Annotated in this window: 18 protein-coding genes; 2 read left to right on the top strand and 16 right to left on the bottom strand. The window is 75.0% G+C overall.

Translation table 11 applies throughout. The features are described from left to right. Positions 1-3 precede the first annotated feature (3 nt). The 4 genes from ACFQ8E_RS11395 to ACFQ8E_RS11410 form a co-directional block, all read right to left on the bottom strand. Positions 4-390: a VOC family protein gene (locus tag ACFQ8E_RS11395; RefSeq protein ID WP_430550653.1), complete on the bottom strand. Its 387-nt coding sequence runs from the start codon at positions 388-390 to the stop codon at positions 4-6. Positions 391-421: 31 nt separating this feature from the next. After that, entirely contained in the window at positions 422-622 is a 201-nt protein-coding gene (locus ACFQ8E_RS11400) for a hypothetical protein (protein WP_430550654.1), read from the bottom strand. A gap of 1 nt (position 623) precedes the next feature. Then, complete coding sequence (locus ACFQ8E_RS11405) at positions 624-1,343, bottom strand: ThuA domain-containing protein (RefSeq protein WP_430550655.1); 720 nt, start codon at positions 1,341-1,343, stop codon at positions 624-626. 85 nt (positions 1,344-1,428) lie between these two features. Beyond that, entirely contained in the window at positions 1,429-2,016 is a 588-nt protein-coding gene (locus ACFQ8E_RS11410) for a TetR/AcrR family transcriptional regulator (protein WP_430550656.1), read from the bottom strand. A gap of 91 nt (positions 2,017-2,107) precedes the next feature. On the opposite strand from ACFQ8E_RS11410, the gene ACFQ8E_RS11415 reads away from it, so the two are divergent. Further along, positions 2,108-2,548, top strand: a complete 441-nt coding sequence (locus tag ACFQ8E_RS11415) for an anthrone oxygenase family protein (protein WP_430550657.1) — start codon at positions 2,108-2,110, stop codon at positions 2,546-2,548. A 46-nt stretch (positions 2,549-2,594) separates the two neighbouring features. Here ACFQ8E_RS11415 and ACFQ8E_RS11420 read toward each other — a convergent pair whose 3' ends face one another. The 11 genes from ACFQ8E_RS11420 to ACFQ8E_RS11470 form a co-directional block, all read right to left on the bottom strand. Continuing rightward, positions 2,595-3,770 (bottom strand): acetyl-CoA C-acyltransferase, encoded by a 1,176-nt coding sequence (locus ACFQ8E_RS11420; RefSeq protein ID WP_430550658.1) that lies wholly within the window; start codon positions 3,768-3,770, stop codon positions 2,595-2,597. Next, positions 3,767-4,471 (bottom strand): 3-oxoacid CoA-transferase subunit B, encoded by a 705-nt coding sequence (locus ACFQ8E_RS11425; RefSeq protein ID WP_430550659.1) that lies wholly within the window; start codon positions 4,469-4,471, stop codon positions 3,767-3,769. Before ACFQ8E_RS11425 ends, ACFQ8E_RS11420 begins: the two co-directional genes overlap by 4 nt. Next, a complete protein-coding gene (locus ACFQ8E_RS11430) occupies positions 4,468-5,244 on the bottom strand; it encodes a CoA transferase subunit A (protein WP_430550660.1) in 777 nt (258 codons plus the stop codon). The genes ACFQ8E_RS11425 and ACFQ8E_RS11430 overlap by 4 nt, the downstream gene beginning before the upstream one ends. After that, the gene (locus ACFQ8E_RS11435; RefSeq protein ID WP_430550661.1) at positions 5,241-6,185 is read right to left on the bottom strand and encodes an HpcH/HpaI aldolase/citrate lyase family protein; all 945 of its coding nucleotides are present in this window, start codon (positions 6,183-6,185) and stop codon (positions 5,241-5,243) included. The genes ACFQ8E_RS11430 and ACFQ8E_RS11435 overlap by 4 nt, the downstream gene beginning before the upstream one ends. Continuing rightward, the gene (locus ACFQ8E_RS11440) at positions 6,182-6,700 is read right to left on the bottom strand and encodes a MaoC family dehydratase (RefSeq protein WP_430550662.1); all 519 of its coding nucleotides are present in this window, start codon (positions 6,698-6,700) and stop codon (positions 6,182-6,184) included. The genes ACFQ8E_RS11435 and ACFQ8E_RS11440 overlap by 4 nt, the downstream gene beginning before the upstream one ends. 90 nt (positions 6,701-6,790) lie before the next feature. Next, positions 6,791-7,978, bottom strand: a complete 1,188-nt coding sequence (locus ACFQ8E_RS11445; protein ID WP_430550663.1) for an acyl-CoA dehydrogenase family protein — start codon at positions 7,976-7,978, stop codon at positions 6,791-6,793. Then, positions 7,975-10,194 carry an acetyl/propionyl/methylcrotonyl-CoA carboxylase subunit alpha gene (locus tag ACFQ8E_RS11450; protein WP_430550664.1) on the bottom strand — a complete coding sequence of 740 codons (2,220 nt, stop codon included), beginning with the start codon at positions 10,192-10,194 and terminating at the stop codon, positions 7,975-7,977. Before ACFQ8E_RS11450 ends, ACFQ8E_RS11445 begins: the two co-directional genes overlap by 4 nt. Positions 10,195-10,199: 5 nt before the next feature. Beyond that, a complete protein-coding gene (locus ACFQ8E_RS11455) occupies positions 10,200-11,837 on the bottom strand; it encodes a carboxyl transferase domain-containing protein (RefSeq protein ID WP_430550665.1) in 1,638 nt (545 codons plus the stop codon). Continuing rightward, positions 11,834-13,204: a dihydrolipoamide acetyltransferase family protein gene (locus tag ACFQ8E_RS11460; protein ID WP_430550666.1), complete on the bottom strand. Its 1,371-nt coding sequence runs from the start codon at positions 13,202-13,204 to the stop codon at positions 11,834-11,836. The genes ACFQ8E_RS11455 and ACFQ8E_RS11460 overlap by 4 nt, the downstream gene beginning before the upstream one ends. Continuing rightward, positions 13,201-14,226, bottom strand: a complete 1,026-nt coding sequence (locus ACFQ8E_RS11465) for an alpha-ketoacid dehydrogenase subunit beta (RefSeq protein ID WP_430550667.1) — start codon at positions 14,224-14,226, stop codon at positions 13,201-13,203. Before ACFQ8E_RS11465 ends, ACFQ8E_RS11460 begins: the two co-directional genes overlap by 4 nt. Then, positions 14,223-15,485 (bottom strand): thiamine pyrophosphate-dependent dehydrogenase E1 component subunit alpha, encoded by a 1,263-nt coding sequence (locus ACFQ8E_RS11470; RefSeq protein WP_430550668.1) that lies wholly within the window; start codon positions 15,483-15,485, stop codon positions 14,223-14,225. The genes ACFQ8E_RS11465 and ACFQ8E_RS11470 overlap by 4 nt, the downstream gene beginning before the upstream one ends. A 140-nt stretch (positions 15,486-15,625) precedes the next feature. Between ACFQ8E_RS11470 and ACFQ8E_RS11475 the strand changes: the two genes are divergently transcribed. Then, entirely contained in the window at positions 15,626-16,099 is a 474-nt protein-coding gene (locus ACFQ8E_RS11475; protein ID WP_430550669.1) for an Lrp/AsnC family transcriptional regulator, read from the top strand. Between the two features lie 23 nt (positions 16,100-16,122). On the opposite strand, the gene ACFQ8E_RS11480 is transcribed toward ACFQ8E_RS11475, so the two are convergent. Beyond that, positions 16,123-16,581 (bottom strand): hypothetical protein, encoded by a 459-nt coding sequence (locus tag ACFQ8E_RS11480; protein ID WP_430550670.1) that lies wholly within the window; start codon positions 16,579-16,581, stop codon positions 16,123-16,125. Positions 16,582-16,630: the final 49 nt, after the last annotated feature.

A 16,630-nucleotide genomic window follows, 5' to 3' on the forward strand; every position in this document is an offset into this window, starting at 1 on the left:
TCGTCAGGCGGGGGCGAGCACCTCGACGCGGTTGCCCGCGCCGTCGCGCGTGTGGAACCTCAGGTAGCCGGCGAAGCTCTCGCGCTCGGAGCGGTCGACGGCGAAGCCCGCGGCCTCCAGCCGGTCCGCGGTCTCGTCGAGCGCGGCGACGTCGTCCACCACCAGGGCCGGGTGCGCCTTGCGCGCCGGCGCGAACGGGTCCTCCACGCCGACGTGGATCTCGGCGACGACCGCACCGCCGTGGTCGACGCCGCGGAACCAGCAGCCGCCGCGGCCCGCCAGCTCCGGCGGCTTGGCCACCTCCGTCAGCCCCAGACCCGCGGCGTAGAACGCGCGGGCCGCGTCCTCGCCGCCGGGCGGGCACGCCACCTGCACGTGATGCAGCCGCATCGGTCCCCCTCGCCGTCGAAGTATCTTGACGTCAAGATACCTCGTCGCTCCACCGCTCCCGACGACGGCGCTCCGCGGCGGCCCGGACGGCCCATCCGCCGCCCACGAAGATCGGCACGCTGACCAGGAACCGGCCGAACGGAGAGAGGTCGGGCGCGAGCGCCTCGATCACGTAGACCGACGCGCCCGCAAGGGTCACGAACAGCGCGCCGATGAGGAAGACACGCACCACCTCACCCCTCCAACAGCCAGGTCGCCGCGCGCCGCAGCAGCTCGGCGTGCGACGACGAGTCGTAGGCGCGCACGTCGTGCCCCAGCCCGGAGTACACGGTGCGGCCGCCGTGCGCGTCGGCGACCCAGACGGCGGGGTGCCGCTCGCCGTCGTCGTCGCTCACCCACCCCAGCACCTGCGACGAGGGCGCCACGCGCAGGTGGCAGTACCGCTCGTCGACCACGTCGACGGCGCCCAGCCCCTCCGTGATCGGGTGCGCGCCGACCGCCAGCGGCACCGTCGTCGGGCCCAGCGGCGGGTGCATCGACTCACCCGGCACCCATCGGCCGCCGAGCACCTCCTCCCACTCCGGATGGTCGCCGAACGCGTTCGCCGCCTGGTGCACGGCGAGGATCCGGCCACCGGCGCGCGCCCAGACGTCGAGGCGGGCGTGGAACGGGGCCCATGCCGCGTCGTCAGGGCCGATGCCGGCCTCCCGCAGCCCCGGCCACGGCGTGCCCGCGTTGACCACGAGCAGGTCGACGTCGTCCAGGTCGTCGAGGCTGTCGGGGAACGTCGAGCGCACGACGACGTCAGGGGCACCCGCGGCGAGGTCCAGGCCCGCGAGCACCAGTGCCAGCCGGTGCGAGGTGGCCGCGTGGTCGTGCCAGGGGTCCTCGTGGCGGCCGCGGCCGGCGAGGATGAGGATGCGGGGCGGTCGGGAGTCGCGCGTCGTCGTCACGACGCCCCATCCTGCCCGGCCGCGCAGGTCCGCGGCCACCGACCGCACAGGAACGATCGCCCGGTCGGGCGATCCCGCGGACGACTCAGCCGACGACGAGCCGCACGAGCGCCTCGACCCGAAGGTCGTCGTTCCCGGCCGACAGACGCCCCGCCCGGTGCAGCGCGACGAGGCCGTGCACAGCGCCCCACAGAACCTCGGCCGCGGTCGCCGTGTCGGGGGGCGGCGCTTCGAGCCCCGTCAGCGCGCCCTCGATCGCCACGAAGCCCGCGCGGACGGTCTCCGGCGTGTCGTCCGAGGCGAACGGGATCACCACCGGCAGCAGGAACATCGCGTCGTAGGTCGCGGGGTGCTGCGCGGCAAAGTCCAGGTATGCCGTCACCAGCGCGCGCACCCTCTCGGCGTCCGCGCCGGCCTGCCCGGACGTCGCGGACGAGAGCACGCTTGCCAGCTCCTCGAAACCCGCCATCGCGACGGCGGTGACGATCTCCGTGCGCCCCTGCGGGAAGTGCCCGTAGAGCACGGGCTGGCTGTACTCGATCGCGCCCGCGAGCCGGCGGGTCGTCACGGCCTCCCACCCCTGCTCTTCCGCGAGCGCCCGGGCGGCAGTCACGATGCGCTCCCGGCGGTCGGCCACCTCGCGGGCTCGGCGTGCTGCGGCAGGCGTCGTCATGCCGGCGACTCTAGCACTGCTAGAAGTTCGCTGATATGTTCTCTAGCGCTGCTAGATCTAGCAGCGCTAGACACCAAAGGGAGCGTGGGTCATGGAGTGGTTGCCGATCGTCGCCGTCGTCGTCACCGGGCTGCTGGTCGGCGTGGAGGCGTCCGTCGTGTTCGTCATGAACCCGATCTTCGACGGCCTGCCCGACGACGCCGCGGTCCTCGCCCGCGCGCACGGCGGCCGGATGCTCGGGCGCCTCATGCCGTTCTGGTACATCGGCGCGACGCTGCTCATCGCCGGCACCGTGGTGGTCGTCCCCCAGGCCGCGGCGCTCGCCTGGACCTCGGTGGCCCTGATGCTCGTCAGCGTCGTGATGTCCGTCGCGCTGCTCGTACCGATCAACAACCGCTCGAAGACGTGGACGCCCGACACGCTCCCCGCGGACTGGCGCGAGCAGACGGACCGGTGGAACCGCCTCCACCTCGTGCGCGTCGCCGTCATCGTCGCAGCGTTCGTCCTCGTGACCGCGGCCGCCGTTCGCTGAGCTGCCACGGCTCCGGCACGCTCGATTCATGGTGCGGTCCGGGCGGTCAGGCCTCCAGCAGCACCGCCGACCCCTGGCCGCCGCCGCCGCACAGCGCGGCGGCGCCCACCGACCCTGGCCCGAGCAGCTCCAGCCGCCGCGCGAGGTGCCCCACGACGCGCGCCCCGGACGCCCCGATGGGGTGCCCCAGCGCGATGGCGCCGCCGTGCGCGTTCACCAGCTCCGGGTCCAGCCCCAGCAGGTCGACCGACGCGAGCACGACCGCGGCGAACGCCTCGTTGATCTCGACGGCGCCGAGGTCGCGCGGCGCGACGCCCGCACGCTCGCAGGCGGCCGTGATCGCGTTCGCCGGCTGCGCGTGCAGGCCGACGTCCGGCCCCGCGACCAGCGCGTGGGACCGCACGCGCACCCCGGTCAACCCCCGGGCCTCCGCGACGTCGTCCGCCACGAGCACCAGGGCCGCCGCGCCGTCGGAGATCTGCGACGCGTTGCCGGCCGTGATCGTGCCGTCCTCGCGGAACGCCGGTCGCAGCCGCGCGAGGCCGTCGAGCGTCGAGTCCGGGCGGACGCCGTCGTCGGCCTCGACGCGGACCGTGCCGCGCCGGCCGGGCACGTCGTAGGGCGCGATCTCCTCGGCGAGCAGCTCCGCCGCCTTGGCGGCCCGCGTGTGCGACGCGACGGCCAGCGCGTCCTGCGCCTCGCGCGTGTTCCAGGCCGCGGCGGCCATCGCCTCGCCGTGCCGCTCGGTGCTCAGCCCCATCGAGTCGTGCTCGAACGCGTCGGTCAGCCCGTCGTGCGCCATCGTGTCGATCAGCTCCACGGGGCCGAACTTCTGCCCCGCGCGCGAGCCCACCCAGGCGTGCGGCGCGAGCGTCATCGACTCCATCCCGACCACCGCGACGATCCGCGCCTCCCCGCCCGAGATGAGGCGGTGCGCCTGCACCACCGCCTCCGCCCCGGACAGGCAGACCGCGTTGAGCGTCACTGCCGGCACCGTCATCGGCACCCCCGCGCCGACGGCCGCCTGGCGGGCCGGGTTCTGCCCGGCGCCGCCCTGCAGCACCTGCCCGCCGACGACGACGTCCACCTCCCCCGGCCCCACGCCGGCCGCCGCGAGCGCCGCCGCCAGCGCGTGCGCGCCCAGCGTCGTCGCCGGCACGGCCGCGAACGCCCCGTTCGCGCGCACGAACGGCGTCCGCCGGTACCCCGCGATCACGGTCATCGTCGTCCCTCCTCCGCCACGGCCGGCGAGCCGTCGCCCGTCCCGGCCTCGTCCTCCAGCTCCACGACCAGCTCCGCCTCCGTCGCCTCGCGCACCTCGTCGACCGTGACGCCCGGCGCCAGCCGGCGCAGCACGAACGCTGCCTCCAGGCCGTGGTCGGCGACGTCGAGCACGGCGCGGTCGGTGACGATCCGGTCGACGACGCCCTCCCCGGTCAGCGGCAGGGTGCACCGGCGGCGCAGCTTGGGCGAACCGTCGCGGGCGACGTGGTCCATGAGCGCGACGATGCGCCGCGCCCCGACCACGAGGTCCATCGCGCCGCCCATGCCCTTGACGAGCTTGCCCGGCACGGTCCAGCTCGCCAGGTCGCCCGTCGCGGACACCTGCAGCGCACCCAGGATGGCGATGTCGATGTGGCCGCCGCGGATCATCGCGAACGAGTCGGCCGCGTCGAAGAAGCTCGCGCCCGGCACGGCGGTGACCGTCTGCTTGCCCGCGTTGATCAGGTCGGCGTCCTCGGTGCCCTCGACGGGGAACGGGCCGATGCCGAGGAGGCCGTTCTCGCTCTGCAGCGTGATACCGACCCCCGGCGGCAGGTGGTTCGCCACGAGCGTCGGGATGCCGATGCCGAGGTTGACGTAGTCACCGTCGCGCAGCTCCGCCGCCGCGACGGCGGCCATCTCGTCGCGCGTCCAGGTCATGCCGCACCTCCCTGCTCGACGGGCTCGACAGGCTCGACGGGGTCGGCGGCCTCGCCCCGCGGGCGCACCGTGCGCTGCTCGATGTCCTTGACCCGCTCGCGCGCCAGCACGAGGCGGTGCGTGTAGATGCCCGGCGTCACGACGACGTCCGGGTCGATCGGCTCGTCGGTGATCTCCTCCGCCTCGACCACCGTCACGCGCCCGGCCGTCGCGATCACCGGGTTGAAGTTGCGCGCCGTGTACCGGTAGACGAGGTTGCCGAACCGGTCCGCGCGCCGCGCGTGCACCAGCGACAGGTCGGCCACGATCGCCCGCTCCAGCACGTACCGGCGACCGTCGATCTCGTCCACGGGCTTGCCCTCGGCGACGGGCGTCCCGACCCCGGTGGGCGTGTAAAAGGCGGGGATGCCGGCACCGCCCGCCCGCAGCCGCTCGGCGAGCGTGCCCTGCGGCACGAACTCGACCTCGAGCGCGCCGTCCAGGTACCGCTGCGCGAACAGCTTGTTCTCCCCCACGTACGACGACAGCACGCGCCGCACCTGGTCGTTCTCCAGCAGGATGCCGAGCCCCTTGCCGTCCACGCCCATGTTGTTGGACACGACCGTCAGGTCCTTGACCCCGGAGTCGCGCACCGCCTCGATGAGGTCGGTCGGGTTGCCGCTCAGGCCGAACCCGCCGACGGCGATCGTCATGCCGTCGCGCAGCAGACCGTCCAGCGCGGCCACGGCGCTGGGCTGCCGCCGGTCCACCGTCCTCGACACGGTCCTGGTCATCGTCGTCCCCCGTTCTCCTCGACCGTACGTCCGACGGCGGGGCCGTCGGGAGTGTCTTCCACGCCCTGCTCCGCCCGCTCGGACCGGCGCAGCACCGCTTCGGCGTGCCGCAGCAGCGGCGCGTCGACCATCTGGCCGCCCACGGTGAGCACGCCGGCGTCCGCCGAGCGGCCGGCGGGCAGGTCCGCGAGCGCTTCCGCCCGGCCGGACGCCGCGGCGAGGACCTCGCGCGCCCGCTCCACCTCGGCCTCGGACGGCGCGAACGCGGCGCGCACGACGGCGACGTGGCTCGGGTGCACGCACAGCGACGCGACGAAACCGCTGGCCGCGGCGTCGAGCGCCTCGGCACGCAGCCCGGCGAGGTCGTCGAGCTCCAGGTGCACGGCGTCGATCGCCGCCTTGCCCGCCGCGCCGGCCGCGAGCAGCACCGCCGACCGGGCGTGCCGCGCGACCTCGCGGTAGCGGCCGTCGTCGAACCGGCTGGACGTGCCGTGCAGGGACGCCACCAGGTCCTCGGCGCCCCACGCGAGCGCGACGACATCCGGCCGGGCGGCCAGCGCGGGCGCGGCGAGCACGCCCGCGGCCGTCTCGCACAGCGCGACGACGGCGTACGGGCCGCCGTCCGGCGCGAGCAGGGGCCCGACGAACCGGCCGTCCGCCTTCGGCAGCATCACCGTGCGGTACGGCGTGCGCGCGAGAGCGGCGAGGTCGGCGTCGTGCTCCGAGGTGCCGACCGCGTTGACCCGCACGATCACGCGTTCCGGGTCGAGCACCGTGTCGACGAGCGCGGCGCGGGCCGCGTCCTTGCGCCCGGGGGCGACGGCGTCCTCCAGGTCGAGGATCGCCGCGTCGGCGCGGTCCAGGGCCTTGGCGAACCGGTCGGGCCGGTCGGCCGGGCAGAACAGCAGCGCCGGGCCGAGCGCGAACGGGACGGGGTTCACAGCACGCCCCCGCCGTGCTCGCTCGCGTTCTTGTGCTCGTGCTCCTCGTGGCCCTCGCGCGTCCACATCAGCATGGTCCGCCCCGCCTGGGCCACGACCTCGCCGTCCTGGTTGCGGCCCACGTGCTGCACGGTCACGACGCCCGTGCCGGGGCGCGAGCGCGACAGCCGCCGGTCGACGACCGTCGTCTCCCCGTACAGCGTGTCGCCGTGGAACATCGGGTGCGGGAACGCCACCTCCGTGAAGCCGAGGTTCGCGACCAGGGTGCCGCGCGTCAGGTGCGCGACCGACAGCCCCACCAGGGTGGCCAACGTCAGCATGGAGTTCACCAGGGGGCGGCCGAACGGCTGCGTCGCCGCCCACGCCGCGTCCAGGTGCAGACCCTGCGGGTTCATCGTGACGGACGTGAACAGCACGTCGTCCGCCTCCGTCATCGTGCGACCCGGCCGGTGCACGTACCGCACGTCCGGCTCCAGCTCGTCGTAGTACAGCCCGCGCTGCACCTCGTCACGCATGACGTGCTCCTTCCTCCCTGCCGACCAGGCGGTTCTGCACCTTCTGAGCCGTCAGAACGTGCGGAACCACCTGTTCGACGCCGGACCTGCTCACGACGCCAGCCCCAGGTCGCGGGCGATGATCATGAGCTGCACCTCCGTGGTGCCCTCGCCCACCTCGAGCACCTTGGAGTCCCGGTAGTGCCGGGCCACCGGGTTCTCGTTGAGGAAGCCGTAGCCGCCGAAGATCTGCGCGGCGTCGCGGGCGTTGGCCATCGCGGCCTCGCCGCCCACCAGCTTCGCCACCGAGGCCTCCGCCTTGAACGGCTTGCCGTGCACCTGCTTGAGCGCGGCGTCCAGCCAGCACAGCCGCGCCGAGTGCACGCGCGCCTGCATGCGCGCCAGCGTGAACGCGATGTGCTGGTTGCCGCCGATGGCGTGGCCGAAGACCTCCCGCTCCTTGGCGTAGCGCAGCGCCTCCTCGAGACAGCCCTGCGCGGCGCCCGTCGCGAGGGCGGCGAAGGCGATCCGGCCCTCGTCGAGCGCGCGCAGGAAGTTCGCGTACCCGCGGCCCTGCTCGCCCAGCAGGTGGCCGGCCGGGACGCGGACGCCGTCGAGCGTCAGCGGGTGGGTGTCCGACGTGTGCCAGCCGACCTTGTCGTAGCTCGGTCCCACGGTGAGGCCCGCCGTGCCCGCGGGGACGAGGAACGACGAGAGCTCGGGATGGGTCGCGCCGTCCGCCCCGGTGCGCGTGCCGGTCACCGCGGTGACCGTGATGACGCTGGTGATCGACGTGCCGGAGTTGGTGATGAACTGCTTGGAGCCGTCGATCACCCACTCGCCGGTGCTCTCGTCCCGGCGCGCGGTGGTGCGCGTGGCGCCGGCGTCCGACCCGGCCCCCGCCTCCGTGAGGCCGAAGGCCGCGAGCGCGCGACCGTTCACCAGGTCGGGCAGCCAGCGCTGCTTCTGCTCGTCGGTGCCGTGCCGGAAGATCGGCATGATCCCCAGCCCGACGCCCGCCTCGAGCGTCACGGCGATCGACTGGTCCACCCGCGCCAGCGCCTCGACCGCGAGGCACAGCGACACGTAGTCCTTGCCCTGCCCGCCGACGTCCACCGGGAACGGCAGCCCGAACAGCCCCAGCTCGCCCATCTGCTCGATGATCTCGACCGGCAGGCGCCGCTCGGTGTCGTACGTGTAGGCGGCGGGGGCCACCACCTGGTCCGCGAACTCGCGCACCACGGCGCTGAGCTTCCGCTGCTCGTCGGTGAGCACGGTGGACTGGGTCTCGCTGATCATGACGCTCCTCGGGTGGCTGGGTCTGCCGGAGTGTGTGCTGCCGCCACGGCGGGGTCTGCCGGCGCGGGAGCGTGGTCTTCGGGGGTGTCGACGGGTGGGTCGACGGGTGGGTCGACGATGGCGACCACCTGGTCCAGACGCACCTGGTCGCCGGCGCGCACGTCGAGGCGGACGACGCCGGCGACGGGCGCGAGCAGCGGGTGCTCCATCTTCATCGCCTCGACCACGACGACGGGCTGGCCGGCGGCGACGACGTCGCCGTCCGCGACCGGCACGGCGGACACCGTGCCGGGCATCGCCACGCGCACCACGGCACGGGTGGGGCCGTCCGCCGCACCGTCGTCGCCGAGCGCGCGCTCCTCGCGTCGCCGTGCGGCCAGCGCGGCGCGGTCGAGCACGGTGAACGACGCCGTCCGCCCGTCCCCGTGCACCCACACCACCGCGGGCGCCGCGGTGAGCGGGGTCGTGGCGCCGTCGGCCGGCGTGTCGTGGGCCGTTCGTCCGCTCACGGCGCCGACCTGGCTCCTGGTGGAGCCGTCCACGGTGAGCAGGTGGCGGCCGTCGGCGAGCGGGCGCAGGCACGCACGCACCGGCTCGCCCTCGTCGAGGACGACGACGGCGTCCTCGGGCCTCCCGGTGAGGGCGACGGCGTGCTCCGCGCCCGCCGCGTCGACGAGCACCGCGCGGCGCGGCGCCGGCGAGCCGTTGAGCCGCCAGCCGTCGACGGCGGCCCAGGGCCCGGACGCGCCCGCCGTGCTCGGGGCCACGGCGAGCAGCGCCGCCGCGACCAGCGCGCCGTCGGACGCCCGGTCCGCCCCGGCGGGCTTCGAGTCCGGCATCGCGCGGACGAGTCGGTCGATGAGGCCGGTGTCGAGCCGGCCGGCGCGCACGTCGTCGTCGGCGAGCAGGTCGCGCAGGAAGCCGGCGTTGGTCTCGACGCCCAGCACGACGACGTCGGCCAGCAGGCCGTCGAGCCGCGTGATCGCCTCGTCCCGCGTGGGCGCCCAGGCCACGGCCTTGGCGAGCATCGGGTCGTAGTCGCCGGTCACCTCGGCGCCCGGCACCAGCCCGCTGTCGAGGCGCAGCGGCGTCGCCCCGGGGCCGGCGGGCACGCCGGCGTCGTCGTACCGGAGCACGTGCCCGGCGGCGGGGAGGAACCCGCGCGCGGGCTGCTCCGCGTACAGGCGTGCCTCGACGGCGTGCCCGTCCAGCCGGACGTCCTCCTGCCGGAGGCCGAGCGGCTCCCCGGCCGCGACGCGCAGCTGCTGCTCCACGAGGTCCAGGCCGGTGACCATCTCGGTCACGGGGTGCTCCACCTGCAGGCGGGTGTTCATCTCGATGAACCAGAACGTGCCGGGGTCGTCGCCGGGCGCCAGGAACTCCACGGTCCCCGCGCCCACGTAGCCCACCGACCGCGCCACCGCGCACGCGGCCTCCCCGAGCCGGGCCCGGGTCGCGTCGTCGACGACGGGCGACGGCGCCTCCTCCACCACCTTCTGGTGGCGGCGCTGCAGGGTGCACTCGCGCTCGCCCAGGTGCACGACGGCGCCGTGCGTGTCGGCCAGCACCTGCACCTCGATGTGCCGCGGCCGCTCGACGAGCCGTTCCAGGAGCAGCCCGTCGTCGCCGAACGACGCGGCGGCCACGCGACGGGCCGAGGCCAGCGCGCCGGGCAGCTCGTCCCCCGCGCGCACCACCTCCATGCCCTTGCCGCCGCCGCCCGCGACCGGCTTGACCAGCAGCGGGAAGCCGACGTCGCCGGACGCGGCGACCAGGGCCGCGTCGTCCAGACCGTCGTCGAGCGTGCCGGGCAGCACGGGGACGTCGTGGGACGCGACGAGCCGCTTGGCCGCGGCCTTGTCCGCCATGGTCTCCAGCGCCTCGACCGACGGCCCGACGAAGACGATGCCGGCGCGCTCGCACGCCCGCGCCAGGGCGGGGTTCTCGGACAGGAAGCCGTAGCCGGGGTGGATCGCGTCGGCGCCGGTCGCGACTGCCGCCGCCACGACCGCCTCGACGTCGAGGTAGCTCTGCGGGGCGGGCGCCGGGCCGAGGCGGACGGCCAGGTCGGCCTCCCGCACGTGCCGGGCGTCCGCGTCGGCGTCGGAGTACACGGCCACGGAACGGATCCCCAGCCGGCGCAGCGTGCCGATGACGCGGCACGCGATCTCGCCGCGGTTCGCGACGAGCACGGTGCGAAGCTCCCGGGTACCCATCCCGCTCACATCCGGAAGAGCCCGAAGCGGGGCTCGGTCGGGTCGGGTGCGGGCAGCGGCGTGCGGGCGCAGACGCCCAGCGCCAGGCCGAGCACACGACGGGTGTCGGGCGGGTCCACGATGCCGTCGTCCCACAGGCGCGACGTGGCGTGGTACGGGTCGCCGGCCACCTCGTAGCCGTCGCGGATCTGGGCGCGGAACGACTCCTCCTCGCCTGCGTCCCACTCCTCGCCGCGGCGCGCGAGCTGGTCGCGCTTCACGGTGGCGAGCACCGACGACGCCTGCGCCCCGCCCATGACGGAGATCCGGGACCCGGGCCACGACCACAGGAACCGGGGCGAGTACGCCCGCCCGCACATGGCGTAGTTCCCCGCGCCGAACGAGCCCCCGACGATGACGGTGAGCTTCGGCACGCGGGTCGTCGCGACGGCCGTCACCATCTTGGCGCCGTCCTTCGCGATGCCGCCCGCCTCGGCGTCGCGGCCCACCATGAAGCCCGAGATGTTCTGCAGGAACAGCAGCGGGACGCCGCGCTGGTCGCACAGCTCGACGAAGTGCGCCCCCTTGAGCGCCGACTCGCGGAACAGCACGCCCGCGTTGGCCAGCACCCCGACCGGGTGGCCGTGGATGCGCGCGAACCCCGTGACGAGCGTCGTGCCGTACTCCGGCTTGAACTCGTGCAGCTCGCTGCCGTCGACGATCCGGGCGATCACCTCGCGCGGGTCGTAGGGCTGCTGCACGTCCACGGGGACCGCGGCGTACAGGCCCTGGGGGTCGACGACGGGCTCGCGGGAGGGCGCGACGTCCCACGCGGGCTCCGGGTCCGGCGGCAGCGTGCCGACGATGTCGCGGACCAGGTCGAGCGCGTGCTCGTCGTCCTCGGCGAGATGGTCGACGACGCCGGAGCGCCGCGCGTGCAGCTCCCCGCCGCCCAGCTCCTCGGCGCTGACGTCCTCGCCGATGGCCGCCTTCACCAGCGGCGGCCCGCCGAGGAAGATCGTGCCCTGGTTCCGCACGATGACGGTCTCGTCGCTCATCGCGGGCACGTACGCGCCTCCCGCCGTGCAGGAGCCGAGGACCGCGGAGATCTGCGGGATCCGTGCCGCCGACAGCTTCGCCTGGTGGAAGAAGATCCGGCCGAAGTGGTCGCGGTCGGGGAACACCTCGTCCTGCCGCGGCAGGAACGCACCCCCCGAGTCCACGAGGTACACGCAGGGCAGCCGGTTCTCCAGGGCGATCTCCTGGGCCCGCAGGTGCTTCTTCACGGTGAGCGGGTGGTAGGTGCCGCCCTTGACGGTCGCGTCGTTGCAGACCACCATCACCTGCCGCCCGCTCACCAGCCCGATGCCGGCGATGACGCCCGCCCCGGGCCACTCACCGGCCTCGCCCGGGCCGGCGTCGACCCCGAAGGCCGCCAGGGGCGCCACCTCGAGGAACGGGCTGCCCTCGTCGAGCAGCCGGGCCACGCGGTCGCGGGGCAGCAGCTTGCCGCGCGACGTGTGCTGGTCGCGGGCCCGCCGGGTGCCGCCCTCGGCGGCGACGGCGGTGCGCTCGCGGAGGCGGTCCGCGAGCGCCCGCTGGGCTTCGTCGTTGGCGCGGGCGGCGTCGGCGCGGGGGTCGACGGCGGAGTCGAGGACGGTCACGGGGCCTCGCTCTCGTCGGTCGTCCCGGTCGCGGGCTCGCCGCCGAGCAGGAGGACGAGCGCCGGGTCGGCGAGCACCGCCCCGAGCTCGGCGAGGAAGCGGGCGCCCTGCTCGCCGTCGACCACGCGGTGGTCGAACGTGAGGCTGAGCGTGGTCACCTGGCGCAGCGCCACCTCGCCGTCGTGCTCCCACGGGCGGCGCGCCACCTGGCCGAGGGCGAGGATGGCGGGCTCGCCCGGGTTGAGGATCGGCGTGCCCGCGTCGACGCCGAAGACGCCGACGTTGGTGATCGTCAGCGTGCCGTTCACGAGCCGCTCGGGCGTGGTGCGGCCCGCCCGCGCCGTCGTCGTGAGGTCGGTGAGCGCGGCGGCCAGCCCGGTGAGGGACAGCGTGTCCGCGGCAGGGACGTGCGGCACGACCAGCCCGCGGTCGGTCGCGACCGCGATGCCGAGGTTCACGTGCGCGGGCCGCACGATCTCCGCCTCGCCACCCGGCAGGTCCGCCCACCGGCTGGTGAGCGCCGGGTGGTTCGGCAGCAGCGCCAGGACGGCGCGCGCCACCAGCGCGAGCACCGTGATCCGCTGCCCGCCGGCCATCGGGTGCGTCTTGAGCCGGGCCAGCAGCTCCATGCTCGCCGTGACGTCCACGGTGAGGAACACCGACGCCTGCGGCGCCGCCGCGCTCGCGACCATCGCCGCCGCCGTGCGCCTGCGCACGCCGCGCACGGGGGTGCGGGACTCGCCGCCCGCCGCGCGCGCCGTCGTCGCCGGTTCCTCGACCTCCGCCGCGCCCGACGACGCCGACTCGACGTCGTCGCGCGTGATGCGCCCGTGCGGGCCGGTGCCCGTGATCGTGGCGAGGTCGATCCCGCGCTGCCGCGCCAGCGCCCGCACGACGGGCGTCGAGCGCGGCCGCTCCATGTGCCCGTCCGGCGACGAGACGGACGAGACGCCGTTCGTGGCGAGGGCGGGTGCCGCCGGCACGTCCCTCCGCCGGCGTCGCGCCGGGCGTCCCGTGCGCGCGGGCCGCGCGCCGTACCCGACGAGGTTCGGCTCGGGCCCGTCCTCCCCCGCCGGACCCACGGAGCGGTCAGGGCCAGGCGCGGGTTCTGGTGCACCTGGTCCGGACAGGTCGAAGGTGACCAGCGGCTCGCCGACCTCGACGGTCTGGCCCTCCTCGGCGTGCAGCACCCGCACGACGCCGGCGCACGGCGAGGGCAGCTCGACCAGCGCCTTGGCGGTCTCCACCTCCGCGATCACCTGGTTGAGCTCGACGGCGTCGCCCACGGCCACGCGCCACTCGACGACCTCGGACTCCGTCAGCCCCTCGCCCAGGTCGGGCAGCTTGAACTCGCGGGTCGCCATCACGCTCCCACCTCCACGCCGGCGCCCGACGCCGGCACCCGGCCGAGCGCGCGGTCGATCCCCACGAGCACGCGGTCGAGGTCCGGCACCTGGTTGGCCTCGAGCTTCGCGGGCGGGTACGGGATGTCGTACCCGGTGACGCGCACGGGCGGCGCCTCGAGGAAGTCGAAGCACCGCTCGGTGACCGACGTCGCGATCTCCGCGCCGACGCCCGCCTGCCGCGGCCCCTCGTGCAGCACGACGAGCCGACCGGTGCGCCGCACGGACGCCGCGATCGTCTCGTGGTCGACCGGGGACAGCGAGCGCAGGTCGATCACCTCGACCGAGACGCCTTCGTCGGACGCCGCGGTCGCGGCGTCGAGCGCGGTCGCGACGTGCGAGCCGAACGTCACGAGCGTGACGTCGTCGCCCGGCCGGACCACCCGCGCGGCGCCCATCGGGGGTGCGTCGTCGAGCGGCAGGTCCGCGTCCACCTCGCCCTTGACGTGGTAGAGCCGCTTGGGCTCGAAGAAGACGACCGGGTCGTCGCAGGCGACGGCCTGGCGCAGCACGGTCGACGCGTCCTGCGGGTTCGACACCGACACGACGCGCAGCCCGGCCGTGTGCACGAAGTACGCCTCCGGCGACTCCGAGTGGTGCTCGGCCGCGCCGATGCCGCCCGCCACCGGGATGCGGATCGTCACCGGGAGCGTGACCTTGCCGTTGGTGCGGGCGTGCATCTTGGCGAGCTGGCTGACGATCTGGTCGAACGCCACGTAGACGAACCCGTCGAACTGGATCTCCACGACCGGCCGGTAGCCGCGGTACGCCAGCCCGACGGCGGTGCCGAGGATGCCGGACTCCGCCAGCGGCGTGTCCACCACGCGCCGCGGCCCGAACTCCGCCTGCAGGCCGTCGGTCACGCGGTACACGCCGCCGAGGCGGCCGATGTCCTCGCCGAGCACCATGACCGACGGGTCGTCGGTCATCGCGCGGCGCAGCCCGGCGCCGAGCGCCTTGGCGAGGGTGAGCGTCTGGGCGGTCATCGGTCGGCCCCCTCGCCGCTCGTCGTCCCGGTGATCGTGCCGGTGGTCGTGTCGGCGAAGCCCGCCAGGTACGCCGCGTGCTCGGCGCGCTCGGCCGCCACCGTCGGGTGGGGCTCGGCGTACACGTGGTCGAAGACGCTCAGCGGCGGCGGGTCCGCCAGGGCGACGACGCCGGCCCGCAGCTCGGCGGCGACGGCGTCGGCCGCCGCGCGGACCCGCGCCTCGTCGCCGTCGTCGAGCAGGCCGCCCGCCCGCAGGTACGCGGCGAGCCGGGCGACGGGGTCGCGCTCGGCCCAGACGTCCAGCTCGGCCGGGTCGCGGTAGCGGGTGGGGTCGTCGGCGGTGGTGTGCGGTCCCATCCGGTAGGTGACGGCCTCGACGAACGTGGGGCCGCCGCCGGTGCGGGCGCGGTGCAGCGCCTCGCGCGTCACGGCGAGGACGGCGAGCACGTCGTTGCCGTCCACACGCACGCCCGGGACGCCGAAGCCGTCGGCCCGGCGGACGAGCGGCACGCCCGACTGCAGGGACACCGGCTCGGAGATCGCCCACTGGTTGTTCTGGCAGAACAGCACCAGCGGCACCTGCCAGGTCGCCGCGAAGACGAACGCCTCGTTGACGTCGCCCTGGCTCATCGCGCCGTCGCCGACGTACGCCACGACGGCGGCCGTGCCGTCGCCGCCCACCTCCACGGCGCCGCGCTCGACGTCCGCCTGGATCCCCAGCGCGTAGCCCACGCCGTGCAGGGCCTGCGCACCGATGATGACCTGCGGCGTCGCCATGTTCACCGCGTACGGGTCCCAGCCCGACGCCGTGATCCCGCGCCACACGCGCAGCAGGTCGACCGGCGCGACGCCGCGCTTACGGGCCACCGCGTGCTCCCGGTAGCTGGAGAACACGAAGTCGTCGCCGCGCAGCGCCGTGGCGGAGCCCACCTGGGCCGCCTCCTGACCCTGCAGCGGCGGCCACAGCGCGAGCTCGCCCTGCCGCTGCAGCGCCGTCGCCTCGGCGTCGATGCGCCGCGCCACGACCATGTCCTCGTACAGCGCCAGCAGCGCCGACCGGGCCTCGTCCGTGCCCGCGTCGACGTCCGTCAGCCAGCGGTCGAGCGCCGGGTCCGGGTGTCGCACGCCCTTCTCGTCGAGCAGCCGGACCGTGCCGTCTGCATATGCCTCGTCCGTCGTACCGGACGCCGTCTCCGTCCGCGCTCCACCCGCTCGTGACAGGTCGTCGCGGGACGTCGAACCCATGGTGCTGGGCATCGTCGCCTCACCTCGTGTGTCGCCGGCCGCTCCGCGTCGAGCGCCGGATACCGCGAACGTAACGCCGCTCACAGAGTGCGACCAGCACCCCGCGACACGTTGAGCAGAGTGCTCAGGCCGACCCCGTTAGGCTGGTCGATGTGCGCAGCTACGACGCCGTGGACCTGAGCCTGCTGACGGCGCTCGCCGACGACCCGCGGGCCACCATCGCCGCCCTCGCGGAGCGCCTGCGCCTGTCCCGGAACACCGTGCACGCACGGCTGACCCGGCTCGAGGAGTCGGGCGCCTTCCTCGACTTCGACCGCCGCATCAACCCCGCCGCGCTGGGACACCCGCTGACGGCCTTCCTCGAGGTCACCGTGCGCCAGCGCGAGCTGCCCGCCATCGTCGACCGGCTGGCCGAGATCCCCGAGGTCGTGCAGGCGTACGGGCACAGCGGCGCCGCCGACCTGCGCGTGCACGTCGTGTGCCGGGACACCGACCACCTGTTCCGCATCGACGCCGCCATCCTCGCCATCGACGGCGTGGAGCGCACCGAGACGTCGCTGTCCATGGGCGAGCTGATCCCCTACCGCATCCGCCCGCTCATCGAGGCCGCGCGGCGCGCCCTCTGAGCCGGGCCTGCGCCTGCTCGCGATCAGCCGGTGCGGCTGATCCAGCCCTCGGGACGCACGCCCGGCGCCGCCCAGACGAGGCCCAGACGGATGCCCGGGTCGACGTCCTGGGTGAACTCCAGCTCCTGGGTGCCGGCGCCCAGTCCGTTCTCCGCGGATCCCGCGACGCGCGAGGTCAGGGTCCACCCGGCGGACTCCACGCGATCCTCGAGGTCGGCGAGGTCCCCGACGACCTCCAGCTCGACGTCGACCGAGCCGGGCGGGCCCGCGGAGTCGTCGCACCAGAACTCGCCCTCGGTGCTCCCCCCGAGCGCATCGACGAGGGCCGCGGCCTCCTCGACCAGGCGGTCGCCGTACTCGTGCTGTGCCGCCGCGCACTGCTCCTCGTAGCCCCACCAGGCACCGGCCACGTCGGCCGAGCAGCCGGACACCGCCAGCCCTCCGGCCACCGCCACGACGCCCGCCCAGGCACGCCCTCTCACCCGTGCCTCGTGGGCCACGGACTGCCGACCGGAGCCTCGTCGGCGCGAC

The sequence above is a fragment of the Isoptericola sp. NPDC056573 genome (genome assembly GCF_042793335.1).
Taxonomy (GTDB): Bacteria; Actinomycetota; Actinomycetes; order Actinomycetales; family Cellulomonadaceae; genus Isoptericola.

Bases quoted from the DNA above. Each gene is read 5' to 3' on its own strand.
- ACFQ8E_RS11425 (WP_430550659.1), bottom strand. From the start codon at position 4,471: ATGACCTGGACGCGCGACGAGATGGCCGCCGTCGCGGCGGCGGAGCTG.
- ACFQ8E_RS11450 (WP_430550664.1), bottom strand. From the start codon at position 10,194: ATGGGTACCCGGGAGCTTCGCACCGTGCTCGTCGCGAACCGCGGCGAG.
- ACFQ8E_RS11445 (WP_430550663.1), bottom strand. From the start codon at position 7,978: ATGATCAGCGAGACCCAGTCCACCGTGCTCACCGACGAGCAGCGGAAG.
- ACFQ8E_RS11410 (WP_430550656.1), bottom strand. From the start codon at position 2,016: ATGACGACGCCTGCCGCAGCACGCCGAGCCCGCGAGGTGGCCGACCGC.
- ACFQ8E_RS11470 (WP_430550668.1), bottom strand. From the start codon at position 15,485: ATGCCCAGCACCATGGGTTCGACGTCCCGCGACGACCTGTCACGAGCG.
- ACFQ8E_RS11465 (WP_430550667.1), bottom strand. From the start codon at position 14,226: ATGACCGCCCAGACGCTCACCCTCGCCAAGGCGCTCGGCGCCGGGCTG.
- ACFQ8E_RS11415 (WP_430550657.1), top strand. From the start codon at position 2,108: ATGGAGTGGTTGCCGATCGTCGCCGTCGTCGTCACCGGGCTGCTGGTC.
- ACFQ8E_RS11395 (WP_430550653.1), bottom strand. From the start codon at position 390: ATGCGGCTGCATCACGTGCAGGTGGCGTGCCCGCCCGGCGGCGAGGAC.
- ACFQ8E_RS11440 (WP_430550662.1), bottom strand. From the start codon at position 6,700: ATGCGTGACGAGGTGCAGCGCGGGCTGTACTACGACGAGCTGGAGCCG.
- ACFQ8E_RS11420 (WP_430550658.1), bottom strand. From the start codon at position 3,770: ATGACCGTGATCGCGGGGTACCGGCGGACGCCGTTCGTGCGCGCGAAC.
- ACFQ8E_RS11430 (WP_430550660.1), bottom strand. From the start codon at position 5,244: ATGACCAGGACCGTGTCGAGGACGGTGGACCGGCGGCAGCCCAGCGCC.